The sequence below is a fragment of the Paenibacillus sp. GCM10027628 genome (assembly GCF_042676385.1).
GTDB lineage: Bacteria > Bacillota > Bacilli > Paenibacillales > NBRC-103111 > Paenibacillus_E.
In genome coordinates this window covers 44,413-58,477 of record NZ_JBHTHA010000005.1, presented here as the reverse complement: position 1 = coordinate 58,477, position 14,065 = coordinate 44,413, and the positions used below count along the sequence as shown (strand labels likewise).

The 14,065-nt window shown below is 49.0% G+C and carries 11 protein-coding genes; 10 read left to right on the top strand and 1 reads right to left on the bottom strand.

Annotated features, from left to right (window positions below; genetic code table 11):
* The first annotated feature begins 91 nt into the window (after nt 1–91).
* The 5 genes from ACFQZT_RS08445 (at nt 92) to ACFQZT_RS08425 (ending at nt 8,947) form a co-directional block, all read left to right on the top strand.
* Nucleotides 92–1,162, top strand: coding sequence for a LysM peptidoglycan-binding domain-containing protein (locus ACFQZT_RS08445; RefSeq protein WP_379298606.1), 1,071 nt, complete (start codon nt 92–94; stop codon nt 1,160–1,162).
* A 598-nt stretch (nt 1,163–1,760) separates the two neighbouring features.
* Nucleotides 1,761–4,430: a valine--tRNA ligase gene (locus tag ACFQZT_RS08440; RefSeq protein ID WP_379298604.1), complete on the top strand. Its 2,670-nt coding sequence runs from the start codon at nt 1,761–1,763 to the stop codon at nt 4,428–4,430.
* 70 nt (nt 4,431–4,500) lie between these two features.
* The gene (locus tag ACFQZT_RS08435; RefSeq protein WP_379298602.1) at nt 4,501–5,877 is read left to right on the top strand and encodes a bifunctional folylpolyglutamate synthase/dihydrofolate synthase; all 1,377 of its coding nucleotides are present in this window, start codon (nt 4,501–4,503) and stop codon (nt 5,875–5,877) included.
* A 7-nt stretch (nt 5,878–5,884) separates the two neighbouring features.
* The gene (gene murC, locus ACFQZT_RS08430; protein ID WP_379298600.1) at nt 5,885–7,273 is read left to right on the top strand and encodes a UDP-N-acetylmuramate--L-alanine ligase; all 1,389 of its coding nucleotides are present in this window, start codon (nt 5,885–5,887) and stop codon (nt 7,271–7,273) included.
* Between the two features lie 300 nt (nt 7,274–7,573).
* Nucleotides 7,574–8,947 carry an SPOR domain-containing protein gene (locus ACFQZT_RS08425; protein WP_379298598.1) on the top strand — a complete coding sequence of 458 codons (1,374 nt, stop codon included), beginning with the start codon at nt 7,574–7,576 and terminating at the stop codon, nt 8,945–8,947.
* A gap of 99 nt (nt 8,948–9,046) precedes the next feature.
* On the opposite strand, the gene ACFQZT_RS08420 is transcribed toward ACFQZT_RS08425, so the two are convergent.
* The gene (locus ACFQZT_RS08420; protein ID WP_379298596.1) at nt 9,047–10,309 is read right to left on the bottom strand and encodes an N-acetylmuramoyl-L-alanine amidase; all 1,263 of its coding nucleotides are present in this window, start codon (nt 10,307–10,309) and stop codon (nt 9,047–9,049) included.
* A 145-nt stretch (nt 10,310–10,454) separates the two neighbouring features.
* Here ACFQZT_RS08420 and ACFQZT_RS08415 point away from each other — a divergent pair, with 145 nt between their 5' ends.
* The 5 genes from ACFQZT_RS08415 (at nt 10,455) to ACFQZT_RS08395 (ending at nt 14,064) form a co-directional block, all read left to right on the top strand.
* On the top strand, nt 10,455–10,697 hold the full coding sequence (locus tag ACFQZT_RS08415; RefSeq protein WP_379298594.1) for a DUF4321 domain-containing protein: 243 nt from the start codon (nt 10,455–10,457) through the stop codon (nt 10,695–10,697).
* Between the two features lie 53 nt (nt 10,698–10,750).
* Complete coding sequence (locus ACFQZT_RS08410) at nt 10,751–11,353, top strand: Maf family protein (protein WP_379298592.1); 603 nt, start codon at nt 10,751–10,753, stop codon at nt 11,351–11,353.
* Nucleotides 11,354–11,473: 120 nt separating this feature from the next.
* Nucleotides 11,474–11,923, top strand: coding sequence for an RrF2 family transcriptional regulator (locus ACFQZT_RS08405; protein WP_379298590.1), 450 nt, complete (start codon nt 11,474–11,476; stop codon nt 11,921–11,923).
* A gap of 178 nt (nt 11,924–12,101) precedes the next feature.
* Complete coding sequence (gene radC / locus ACFQZT_RS08400; RefSeq protein ID WP_379298588.1) at nt 12,102–12,791, top strand: RadC family protein; 690 nt, start codon at nt 12,102–12,104, stop codon at nt 12,789–12,791.
* A gap of 238 nt (nt 12,792–13,029) precedes the next feature.
* Nucleotides 13,030–14,064, top strand: coding sequence for a rod shape-determining protein (locus ACFQZT_RS08395; protein ID WP_379298586.1), 1,035 nt, complete (start codon nt 13,030–13,032; stop codon nt 14,062–14,064).
* Nucleotide 14,065: the final 1 nt, after the last annotated feature.

Here is a 14,065-nt window from a genome sequence, read left to right as displayed (position 1 = left end):
ACCCATATACTTTTAGAGACAAACAAGGCATTGGGCTGGGCAATTCAGATGTTTACAGCATCTTGAATTGAAGGAAGGGAGGATTTAGACAGTGGCAGAACAGCAACCAGGGTTAAGATTTGATATTTATGAACGCGTCCATTTGCAGGAAGGGTTAGCAGGGATACAAGAGTTAAACGATGTCGAGCTGCTACCGCACATTCAGGTGTTAACGCTTGATGACCAAGCTATCCTCAAAGGAAATTTGCTATTGACTGGCAATTATTCCAGTGATGAAGGGGAGGAACCTCGCCAACTTGAGCATCTGATTCCAGTCGAAATCACTTTGCCTCTAAACCGGATTCAACGGGTAGAGGACATTTTAGTTGAGATTGAGAACTTTGACGTCGATCTGTTGTCACCAAGAAGCTTGAATGTTACCGGTGTTTTATCTTTACAAGGTGTTGAAATGGTTTCAGCGCCGCTGGAAAGCTGGCGTGAAGAAGAGGAAATCACATTCTTGCACGAAGCCGAATTCCCGCGGGAAGTAACGGTGCCACAAACTGCCCATTCTGCACATGAACCGGTTCCGATGCCATATGAGGAGCCGACTTCTCAGCCGGAATCACAACTGGAATCACAACCGGAACCACAACAGGAATATATTGCACATATGCCTCAGGTTGTCGAGCAACCAATTATTCACTTTCATGAGCCGCCTGCTGCCGAGGTGGAACATTTTGCCGCTGAATTGGAACAAACCGAGTTAAAGGTAACGCCGCATCCGGAAAGCACGGTTGTTTCGGAAGAGAAGAAAGAGCTTAAAGTAGCCTTCGGGAAAAAGGCAAGTGAAGCGGTTGAAATCAGTCCTTACGGCATCAAATCGCTGTTGTCCAAAGCGAGTTCAATACTTCAAGACAAGAAGCGTGAAGAGGCGGAAGCGGAAGCTCAAGCTCAGCTCGCGGAGGAAACGAGAATTGATGCGGTAGAATGGAAACGCCTATTCCTGCAAAATAATTCAACTTCTCAAGAATTCCGCAAATTAAAAATGTGTATTGTACAAAAAGAAGAAACACTGGAATCCATCGCCAAGCGCTATCAAATCAATCCGCGCGAGATTCAGCTGCTGAACCGGCTAAGCGATCAAGAAGTTACGGTAGGTCAAGTGATTTATCTTCCTTAAATCTGTACATAGGCAAAAGCCTCTGGCTGCGTAGAAAGCGGCTGGGGGCTTTTTATGTATGTATAGGCAATTTATCTTAGCATCTTTTCAGTTGAAGCATAATTTACTCATAATCGGTAATAATGGAATGATATATTGACTCTGTTTCAAATGTTCGTTATCATATGATGTAAACCATTTTGAGCAATATTGCCAGTTTGATAAGCCAATATTGGAGACGTTGAAAGGGAGTAGTAGTCGGTAAGCCCTTCAGAGAGTGGAACTGCAGCGCTGAAAGGTTCCATAGGAAGCAGCCGATCGAAGTCGCCCCGGAGTTGTGAGCGTGATAGATGGATGTGAGTATTCATATTGTCTACAGCGTTTGCCGGCCACAGCCGTTATCTGTTTGAGAGCCGCGCGATTCGTGTATATCGAATTGTGTGGAATGAAGGTGGTACCACGGAAGCAAGCCTTTCGTCCTTTGCGGGCGAAGGGCTTTTTGTTTTGTGCGCACGGCCCCTGAAAGCCAAATTGGTTCCTGCTGACCGAAACGACCGAATTGGATGATTCACAGGTTTTCATGCCTGTTTACAGTGATAATAGCGATGGAGGTAATCCTATGACCGAAGCCAATGAAACCAAAGAGCAACTGCAAATGCCAACTACGTATGATCCGAAGGAAGCCGAACGCAAGTGGTACGACTATTGGATCAAGAATGAGTTTTTCAAAGCAGGCACCCGTCCCGATGCCGAGACGTACACGATTGTTATACCGCCTCCGAATGTAACGGGGATGCTGCATATCGGGCACGCGCTCGATTTTACACTGCAGGATATTTTGACGCGCACGAAGCGGATGCAGGGCTTTGACACCCTGTGGCTCCCTGGTTCGGACCACGCCGGTATCGCCACGCAAACGAAAGTGGAGCAGAAGCTTCGCGAGCAAGGCCAAAGCCGATATGATCTCGGCCGCGAGAAATTTTTGGAGAAAGTATGGGAATGGAAAGAGCAATACGCGGATACGATTCGCGAGCAATGGGCCAAAATGGGGTTCTCGCTCGATTATTCACGTGAGCGTTTCACGTTGGACGAAGGTCTTTCGCAAGCGGTTCGTGAAGTATTCGTAACCCTCTACAAAAAAGGTCTGATTTACCGGGGCAACTATATTATTAACTGGGATCCGGCAGCACGTACCGCGTTATCGGACATTGAGGTCGAATATAAAGAAGTGCAAGGCGCGCTTTATCATCTTGAATACAAGACGACAGACGGCACGGGCTCTATTGTTGTAGCGACAACACGTCCGGAAACGATGCTCGGCGATACGGCTGTTGCCGTTCATCCGAAAGATGAGCGCTATCAGCATTTGATCGGCAAAAAACTGCTTTTGCCTATCGTAAACCGCGAGATTCCGGTTATTGCTGACGAGTATGTTGAAAAAGAGTTCGGAAGCGGTGCCGTAAAAATTACGCCTGCTCACGATCCGAACGACTTTGAAGTCGGCAAACGCCATGACCTGCCGCAAATTCTCGTGATGGATGAATCCGGCACGATGAATGCGAACGCGGGTCCTTATCAAGGCAAAGACCGTTTCGAATGCCGCAAACAAATCGTCGCGGATCTTAAGGAACAAGGCGTATTGCTGAAAATTGAGGAGCACGTGCATCAAGTTGGCCATAGTGAGCGCAGCGGCGCTGTCATCGAGCCCTATTTGTCAACGCAATGGTTTGTTAAAATGCAGCCGCTCGCTGATCAAGCGATTGAAGCGCAAAAATCCGGCAAAGGCGTTAATTTTGTACCGGATCGTTTCGAAAAAATTTACCTGCACTGGATCGAGAATGTGCGCGACTGGTGTATTTCCCGCCAGCTCTGGTGGGGACATCGCATTCCGGCGTGGCACTGCGCGGATTGCGGCGGCGTGACCGTCGAACGCCAGGACGCTACGGCCTGCTCGCATTGCCAAAGCAGCAACATCAGTCAGGATAACGACGTACTCGATACGTGGTTCAGCTCGGCGTTATGGCCTTTTTCGACACTGGGCTGGCCTGGCGATACGGACGACATGAAGAGATTCTATCCGACGGATGTCCTTGTAACCGGGTACGATATCATTTATTTCTGGGTAGCCCGCATGATCTTCACTGCGCTGGAATTTACAGACCAAATTCCGTTCAAAGACGTATTGCTCCACGGACTGGTTCGCGACTCGGAAGGCCGCAAAATGTCCAAATCGCTAGGCAACGGAGTCGATCCGCTTGAAGTTATCGAAAAATACGGCGCCGATGCAATGCGTTATATGATATCCACCAGCAGCACGCCAGGACAGGATCTCCGGTTCCGCTGGGAACGTGTTGAGCAAGCGCGCAACTTTGCGAATAAAATTTGGAATGCCTCCCGTTTTGCATTGATGAATTTGGAGGGCGTAACCGCAAAAGATATCGATCTTTCAGGCCCTCTTGGTACAGCTGACCGCTGGATTCTTCACCGCTTAAACGAAACGGTTCGCGATGTTACACGTTTGATAGACAGCTATGAATTTGGGGAAACGGGCCGTTTGTTGTACAATTTTATTTGGGACGATCTCTGCGACTGGTACATCGAGTTCAGCAAATTGAGCTTGTACGGTACGGACGCTGCAGCGAAGAAAACAACGCAATCGGTTCTCGCGTATGTATTAGACCAAACGCAGCGGTTGATTCATCCTTTCATGCCGTTTATCTCCGAAGAGATTTGGCAGCACCTGCCGCATGAGGGTGAAACCATTACATTGGCAGCCTGGCCGAAAGAGAACCCGGCGTTCGAGTCTCCGGATGCTGTACGCGAGATGGAGCTTCTCATGGATGCGATTCGTTCAGTACGTAACATACGTGCGGAAGTGAATGTGCCGATGAGCAAAAAAGTGGAACTGCTCGTGAAGCCGGCGACAACCGATACGCAATCGATTCTTGACCGCAACGAAGAGTATTTGCGCCGCTTCTGCAACACCTCTCTGCTTCAGATTGATGCTGGGATGGCAGCGCCGGAGAAAGCCATGACTGCGGTAATCACAGGTGCAGAACTTTATTTGCCTCTGGCGGGATTGATCGATATCGCGCAAGAATTAGCCCGTCTGGATAAAGAGCTCCAAACCCTTCATGGAGAAGTCGAGCGTATTGAGAAAAAACTGTCCAATGAGGGCTTCGTTGCCAAGGCACCTGCCAAAGTCATCGAGGAAGAAAAAGCGAAGCTTGCCGATTACGCAGATAAACGGGACAAAGTGATTGCTCGATTAGCGGAATTAAAAGGGTAAACGCAAAAAATAAATCGATCGCCTAGTTACTTAGACGTGGTGATTCATATAGTAAATGAGGATGAAATCTATGAGTGGAATACAAGATTCCAATCCGGCCGCTTTTCAGTCGACGAAAGATGCTATAGCCTGGATCGTGGGCCGGATGGAAAAACTCGGAATGAAACCGGGTCTACAGCGCATGAACATGCTTATGGAAAAGCTGGGCCATCCAGAGCGTAAGCTCAAATTCATTCATGTGGCAGGAACGAACGGCAAAGGCTCTACCTGTGCATATTTGACCTCTGTACTGCAGACGTGCGGATACGATGTAGGTACGTTTACTTCTCCCTATCTGGAGAAGTATACGAACCGGATCCAAGTTAACGGTGCAGACATTGAAGATGAAGTACTGCTCCGCCTCGTTAATCAGATTAAGCCCATCGTGGACGAGATTGCGGGTACGGAGGTAGGGCCGCCATCGATGTTTGAAATCTCGACGGCTCTGGCCATTCTCTATTTCGCAACCGTCGCTTATCCGGACTATGTGGTATGGGAAACGGGCCTGGGGGGAAGGCTGGATAGCACGAATATTGTTAATCCCGTCGTCACCATCATTACCAATGTCGGGCATGACCATATGGAGATTCTTGGCGATACGTTGGAGCAGGTTGCCGCTGAGAAAGCGGGTATTATCAAGGCTGGCGTACCCGTTATTACAGCCGTAGAGCCGCACGAAGTATGGAGTGTAATTGAGAAAACGGCCAAGGAGAAGAAGGCGACGCTTTATTCCTTGGGCCAGCAATTCAATTTCTCGACGGTAGCAAGTGAGCTGGATCACCAGACTTTTGATTTTACGGGCCCATTCCGTCAGTTGAAAGAAGTACCGATTTCGCTGAATGGCCGGCATCAGTTAAAGAATGCAGCCGTTGCGGTGATGACGCTTGAAGTGCTTCGGCAGTATTATGCTTGTATCGTAGAAGATGAGGACCTTTACAAAGGACTCAAGGAAACCCGCTGGCCGGGAAGACTGGAGATGGTCTCTAACCATCCCCGTATCCTGCTGGACGGCGCGCACAACCCGGAAGGGGCGGAGACGCTGGCTGCAGCGCTGCAAAGCGTATACAGCTACCGCAAGCTTCATTTTATGGTAGGAATGCTCTCGACGAAGAATCATACGGGCTATCTCAGGCATATACTACCATTGGTGGATACTCTCATCCTTACCGAACCAGACTTTCATAAAAAAGGGGACGCCTCCATGCTAGCCGAACTTGCTCAGGAGCTGCTTCACGATATGGGCCGCAAGGTCGACATTATCGTTGAGCGCGATTGGAAGCGGGCTTTGGACACCCTTACAAGCAGAACTGAGCAGGATGATCTGGCGGTCGTATCTGGCACGCTGTATTTAATCTCCGATGTTCGTTCTTGGATTACCTATCAAACCGATTCTGAAAAAGGATGGTGAGAACGGCGTGAGTCAAGCAGAACACGTACATTTTATCGGTATCGGCGGATACGGAATGAGTGCCATTGCCAAAGTCATGCTTGAAATGGGTTATCGCATTTCCGGTTCCGATTTGGCCCAACAGGAGCTTACAGAAAAGTTGAAAGCCAAAGGAGCTCAGGTTTTTATAGGACATGAAGCACAGAATGTGTCTGGAGCGGATCTGGTTGTCTATTCTACGGCGTTAGCCAAAGATAACGTTGAGATACAAGCAGCCGAGGATTTAAAAATTCCGATTATTCATCGTTCCCAAATGCTGGCGCGTCTCATGAACGAGCGCAAGGGCATTGCGGTAGCGGGAGCGCACGGCAAAACAACGACATCTTCGATGATCGCGCTCGTTATGGAGACATGCGGTCTCGATCCGACATATATAATCGGCGGAGAAATTATGAACGTCGGCAGCAACGCTAAAGCAGGAAATGGTGAATTCGTTGTGGCGGAAGCGGACGAGAGCGATGGCACGTTTCTCCAGTATCATCCGACACTCGCGCTGGTCAACAATATTGAAGCGGATCACCTGGAAAATTATAACGGTGACTTTGAGAATTTGAAAAAAGCGTATGCCCAATTTCTTAGCCAAGTAAGACCTGGCGGGAAAGCAGTGGTTTGCCGGGACGACGCCTTCTTGAATGAAATGATTCCGCAGATTCAAAGTGATGTTATTACGTATGGAATTCATCGTGATGCAGATTTCATGGCTAGCGACATTACCTTAGGCGATCGCAAAGTAACCTTCACGGTCCATCATCAAGGATCAAAGCTTGGCCAGATCGCTCTTTCGGTTCCCGGGAAGCATAATGTTTATAACGCGCTGGCAACGCTTATCACTTGTTTGGAAGCCGGACTTTCCTTTGAGCAGATTGCCGAGGCCATTCAAGATTTTCGCGGGGCCAAGCGGAGATTCCAAGTGCTGGGCGAAGTCGAAAATATTTTGGTTATCGATGATTATGCTCACCACCCGACTGAGATTCAGGCGACGATTTCGGCTGCGAAGGCAACGGGCAAACGCATCGTAGCTGTATTTCAGCCCCAGCGTTATACGCGGACCTATTATTTATTCGAGCAGTTCAGCCGCTCATTTGAAGAGGCCGATGAGGTTATTATTACCGATATCTACTCTCCGGCGGGCGAAAAACGAATTGAAGGTGTGGATTCCGCCAAGCTGGTGGAGCTCATTCGGAGCAACAGCAACCCGAATGTTCAGCATATTCCGACGAGGGATGAAGTGCTCGAATATTTAATTCAGCATGTGGGGCAAGGGGATCTGGTGTTGACAATGGGTGCTGGCGATATCTGGAAGGCTGCTGAAGGCCTGGCCAAAGCGCTGCGCGCTCAGTATGGAACAAGCGTATAGAATGTAAAAGACCGCTGAAAGCCGAGCTAGGCTTACAGTGGTCTTTTTTTTTGCAATTAAAGCAGAGAAGCATGTCGATTGGAGCGCTGGGCGAGCCGTAAAGATGTTCTTCATCGTTGCCGAGGTGGCAGGTCGGCGAAACCGTGTTTATAACGATGTTTTTCATTTTTAACACGAAATCAAAATGGGGGGGATGTTGATAATCCCGAAGAATTTTCCTCGCTTCGTGGGGACTAAAGCATATTTGGATTCTCTCAATCATAATCTAGTAATACCAGATTAGGACAAGGAGATACCCTTATGAACAATAAAGCAAGGATTACATATCGTTTTGATCAAAAAGAGCAGCAAAACCAAAGCCGTAAGGCGGGCTCGGCTCAGGGCAATGAGGATAAGGTGATCCCCCTCTATCAAGAAGAATTCGAAGTCATAGAAACGTCTGCCGGCGAAGCGAACTCGGACCCGGACCCGGTTACGTCAGTGGAGAGAGCGGAGAGGCAGCAAGTAGAAAGTTTGTTCGAACCGCATGGACTGAATACGTTCACGACGGATTTCGGTAATTGGAATCGTTCGATCGAGACGGAAGGCGAGCGTGTGGAGCGCATTATTCGAGAGTCGCAAACGGCTAGAGAGAACCCGCCGGGCCACGAGAGGCCCTCGGATAGAACGATTCCGCCTGCAGAAGATGAACGTGATGTTTGGACAACCTGGACCGCGGGCAAAGGGCCTTGGGTAGAACCGGAGACGGGGGCCAGATATGCCAAGTCGTCTGGAGCACCGTGGATACGCATTGCCACTTCGGTCGCAGGTGCCATAATTACCGGAGTCGCCTTCGGCTTTTTCGTTTTATCGATGTTTACTTCGGAACATGAGTCTGGCTCGACGGCTGGGAAAACTACAGTGACTGTTCCTTCTCCTAGCGTCCAAGCCCAGGCTCCCGGCAAATCTGTGGCGGCAAACACAGGAGCAGCCGTACAAGATCCGCCTAAAGCTGCCGACACGGCGGCTGCGGTCTCATCTTCTACCGCTGGCGTCACACCCGTTCAAATCCCTGCCAAAACATATGCTTTCTTGCAAAATGGCGTGTTCAGTTCTTTGCAAAGCGCTCAAGCAGCGCAAGATGGCTTGAAGAAGAAAGGCTTAGCCTCCGCATTGGACGGTAGTGAAAAGCCGACTGTTTTTGTCGGCTTCGCATCATCCAGGGATGATGCGCTTGCTTTAAGCCAGCAGTTGCAGGTGCAGGATAAATCCTTGGAGGTTTATGTTAAAAATGTGGATATCCCCGCAACTGCAAGTATTCGCTGGAACGGCGCGAAACCGGAAGCCGTCGGGACTTTTATCATTGAGGGCGATAAGCTGGTGAAAACCATCAACGGTTTGTCTGTGGTCCATTTGGCTGAGACGAAACCAACAGCTTTGGCTGATTCTTCCTTGCAGGCCATTCGCACTTCCCATCAATCGATTACGGCAATGTCGTCTTCCGTTAATGAAGGGATCGGCGAGGACGCCAAGCCGCTTGTGCAGAAAATGACTACTGCTCTGAACAGCGCCGTGCAATCGATGGAAGAATACAAGAAATCACCGTCCACCGCTATGCTATGGCAGGCTCAAACTTCGATGATGCAGTACATCTTCGCGCAAAAAGAGCTGCTCAAGAAGATTAGCGTCTCCTAAGAATAAGCCAGCACAACAAATAAGCCCGCATCCGCTTTTTCAGCTGATGATGGGCTTATTTTGCATGATTATGGACTACCGGGCTCCAATTAGGCAGAATTATTTGGAAAGGTAACGATCCAGCATGGCGGCGATTTCCGCACGGGTTATGGATTGTTCCGGCTTAAACTCCGTATCCGTAATGCCATTAATAATGGATTGATTCTTTAACGCATATATCGCCTTTGCGCTCCATAATGAAGCAGGGACATCGCTAAAAGTCGGATTGTTTACAGCGGGTTTTTGGCTCACTGCCGACTGTTTGAGTTGCAGCAGTCGGTCGAAGAGAACCGCCACTTCGCCTCTTGTAATCGGTTTGTCCGGACGGATCGTCCCATCCTGGTACCCCTGTAACAGGTTCAAGGCATTCGCCTTAGTAAAAACATCGCTTGCCCAATGAGTGGCAGGCAGATCTTTGTAAGTTTTGTTTGCCGAAGATGCAGTATCGCTGCTGCAACCGTATACTGCAGTTGTTACAGAGCCCGTATTGCCTGTCCCGCATTGCTCCTTCAGCGTACTGAATGTAAACGTGCGATCCATTAAGGTCAGGAACTCAGCCCTTGTTAATGCGCGCTGGGGTTCATAGCGGTTGCCGATACCTTCGATCAGCCCTTTGCTTTTTAATCGCAGAACAGCATCCCGGGACCAATGTCCGAGCGTATCCGTAAAGACCGGGGGCTTATAGGCTTCGATTCCTCTTTCAATGCCGATAGCCATATTCGTTCGAACCGCATCGGTTGCGAGCTGAGCTGCATCTCCTGGATTGCTCAGGAAAGCTGTTTCTACCAGAATGCTCGGAATCGTTCCCATTCTTGCTACATAGACGGCACTTGGCACGAGACCCTGGTTAGTTGTACCTGCAGCAGAAACAAGCGAGTCCAGCACATGTTGTGCCAGGTCTTTGCTGTAAGGCGTCAGCAGCTTCATCGTATCGCTGGCCGGATAATCCTCCTGTGGGTATGCATCATCGTAGTAAAGTACCATTGAGCCGTTCGCCGCTGAGCTTGAGTGTGAATTGGCGTGGATGGACACGAACAAGTCTGCCTTTTGACTATTCGTCATTTCGACTCGCTCGGCCAGAGACCAAAAGCGGTCATCTGTTCTTGTCATAAAAACATCGTATCCCCTGCGTACGAGCTCGTCCCTCAGCTTCAGGGCGATATCCAGGTTGACGTCTTTTTCGTAGAGGCCGTTAATCCCAACGGCTCCAGAATCCATGCCGCCATGTCCGGGGTCAATAACAACTTTGTAAGCGAATGCTTGATAGGGAAATGCGAAAGTGAGTAAAAATGAAAGAATCAGGAGTTTCTTCAGTAAGTTCATGTGCGGCAGTACCTCCAGTAATTATCTTACTAGGATCAGCTCTCTGTGTAAGCAGGTAAGATACGCCATTTCATCATGTTGGTCATGGTAAATAAAAGCAGATGCAAGTATAATAGGCTTGTACATAATAGAGAGGATGGCAGCAATGAAAAAAGGCACCGTCACATTAGTCATATTTTTAATCGTCGGACTCATAACCGGAATCATCGTTGGCCAATTACTGGCCCCTGTGCCTGCTCTCGCTTTTTTAACCAAGTCCGCACAGATTAGCTGGGAGCCCAAGGCCGATTTACAAGTTTTGAAATATGAATTCCATCTTCAGGTCAAGCTAAACTTGTGCAGCATTCTCGGTTTAGTAGGCACTTACCTTCTGTACCGAAAGCTGTAAACATATGCTTAAGATTGTCCTTCCAGATTACACCATGTTAGGAGCTGTTTGCATTGAACCATACAAATCGTCAAACACTTATTCTTGCTTCTTCTTCGCCGCGGAGGCAGGAGCTGATCCAATCGCTCGGACTTCCCTATATCATTCGAGTCAGTGACGCGGATGAGACCGTCGAAGAGAAAATCACGCCAGCTGAATTAGTAGAGTTGTTATCTTTGCGCAAAGCGTCGACCGTACGCGAGATGCTTTCGGATTCGGAAAAGCAAGGTATTATCGTCGGATCCGATACGGTTGTGGCCTATCAAGGCGAAGTTCTCGGCAAGCCGGCAGACGAAGAGGATTCCTTTCGGATGCTAAAAGCGCTGCAAGGCACCACACATGAGGTTTACAGCGGAGTCGCGTGCGTGGATGCCGACACAGGTAAGCATGTCGTTTCTCATCGTGTGACACGAGTGACGATGAAACCTATGTCGGACGATCAAATTCGCCGATATATCGCAACAGGCGAGCCGAAAGATAAAGCAGGCTCCTATGGGATTCAAGGGCTTGGAGCGACGATTGTCGAGTCGATCGAAGGCGATTATTTTACAGTTGTGGGACTTCCCTTATCATTGCTCAGCGACCTGCTTCTCAACTTTGACATTCAGGTTCTTTAATAAGCTTTGAAAGAATGACGCGCTTCGGAATGTTGGTTACACGTTGACTGTACAATCTGTAACGAGTACAATGACAGTAAGCGACAAGACTTCGCATTCTTCCGGGAGGTCATCACTACCATGAACAGCGAGTTCACGATAGCCGTCCACAGTCTCGTATTTCTGGCTCATTTGCCTGATCATATGGCAACTAGCGAGGAAATTGCAGTGAATGTATCCACACACTCTGCTCGTATTCGCAAAGTCATGGGATTCCTTCGCAAAGCCGGATATGTGTCAACCAAGGAAGGTATTGGCGGCGGTTTTATTCTTAGCTGCGACCCGGATCAAGTGACACTTGGTGAAATATACCGGTTAACGTGTCATGGATCATTGAAGCCTAGCTGGTGCTCCGGCGATGAGAACAAATCCTGTATGATATCATCCAAGATGGATAAACTTATGGGCGTTGTGTTCTTCAATGCGGAGAAGCAGATGGAAATGTACTTTGACCAACATACGATTGGCAGCATGCTCAGACAAATTGTTCAAATCGAATGTCCGCAATTGAATAAAGAGCAACCGTCCTAGAAGCCCTCGGATCTAACAACCGGGGGCTTTATTTCGTTTTTATATGGGGGCTCCCCCAAAAGTAATAGGAATAGGCAACGAAGCTTCTCTTCACTTTTGGGGGAAATGTGGGCTTGTAGGTGATGAATGGGATGGCAGGAAGTAACACAATCTACATACGTATGAAAGAGGGGAATTCATGGAAGCCACAAGCTTAATGATTAAAGAGGTGCCGCAAGAGGAAAGACCAAGAGAGCGTATGCTTCAGTTCGGCGCGGGAGCGCTAAGCAACGCGGAGTTATTAGCTATTTTGCTTCGGACAGGAACCGTCTCGGAATCTGCGATACGTCTTGCAGGCCGAATTTTAAGCGAATGCGGCGGGTTGCGAAGTCTCGTTGACATGAGCAAGGATCAGCTTACTCAGATTAAAGGAATCGGTGATGCGAAGGCGCTGCAAATTCAAGCAGGGATTGAGCTGGGCCGCAGGCTGGCGAAGACATCGCTGACGGAACGAGTGACCATTCGTTCGCCCAAAGATGTATCCGATCTTTTAAGCGAAGATCTTCGTTATTTGCAAAAGGAGCATTTTGTTTGTTTATTTTTGAATACGAAGAATCATGTTCTTGCTCAAGAGACGCTGTCCATGGGCAGCCTCAATGCGTCCATCGTACATCCCCGTGAAGTGTTTCGCGCAGCGATCAAACGAAGCAGCGCTTCCATCGTTTGTGTGCACAATCATCCAAGCGGCGATCCGACGCCTAGTCCGGAAGACATTCAATTGACGAACCGGCTCATCGAAGCAGGCACGATTATTGGCATCGAAGTGCTCGATCATGTCATAATAGGTGATCAGAGATTCATAAGTTTGAAGGAACAAGGCTATATGTAATATAATAATATTTATGCTCGAAATGAAGTTTTAAAAGCCCACTTTGTCCACATCAGAATGATCAAGTCCTATACTGCGTATAGAATGGCATTCTGATTGGCGAATAAACCTTCCACTTATCGCGGTCGCCCATCGTCGAATGACTTCGATTGAGGTTTATCTCATAACGAAAGCGGACTTTTAAAACATGCCCCCAGATCAGACATCGACTAGACGTAACAGGAAAGGAGCAACTGCCATGTTTGGTGGTTTTACAAAAGATTTAGGGATTGATTTAGGTACGGCGAATACGCTTGTTTATGTGAAAGGCAGAGGAATTATCGTGAGGGAGCCTTCGGTGGTAGCCCTGCGTACTGATACAAAAACGATTGAGGCTGTCGGAGACGCCGCCAAAAAAATGATCGGACGCACCCCCGGCAATATTCGGGCGATCCGTCCGATGAAGGATGGCGTAATCGCCGATTTCGAGACGACATCGACGATGATCCGCTACTTCTTGAGACAAGCTCAGAAACAGCGCTGGCTGTTCCAGCGGCATCCCAATGTTATGGTGTGCGTACCATCCGGCATTACAGCGGTCGAGAAGCGCGCAGTGGAAGATGCTACGAAGCAAGCGGGTGCACGTGACGCTTACACGATTGAAGAACCGTTCGCGGCAGCGATCGGCGCCGATCTTCCGGTGTGGGAGCCGACGGGCAGCATGGTTGTCGATATCGGAGGCGGTACGACAGAAGTAGCGGTCATCTCGTTGGGAGGCATCGTGACAAGCCGCTCGATTCGCATTGCCGGCGATGAAATGGACGAAGCAATCATTCAATACATTAAACGAACTTACAATTTGATGATCGGTGAACGTACAGCCGAAACGTTGAAGATGGAAATCGGTTCGGCTTTGCCGACGGAATTGCCCGAATCACTCGAGATTCGCGGGCGCGACCTTGTGTCCGGCTTGCCGAAGACGCTTAGTGTCACTTCACATGAGATCACTGATGCGTTGACGGATACCGTTAATGCTATCGTTGACGCTGTGAAGGTCACGTTGGAAAAATGCCCGCCGGAGCTGTCTGCGGACATTATGGATCGCGGCATTGTACTCACCGGTGGCGGCGGCTTGCTGCGCAACCTGGATCGGCTGCTGGCTAGGGAGACCGGTATGCCGGTACTCGTCGCAGAGAATCCGCTGGATTGCGTAGCGATCGGCACAGGCCGAGCGTTAGAAAATATTCATTTGTTCAAAACAAGATCTGGTCCAACTTCAAGGCATAAGCGTTAAA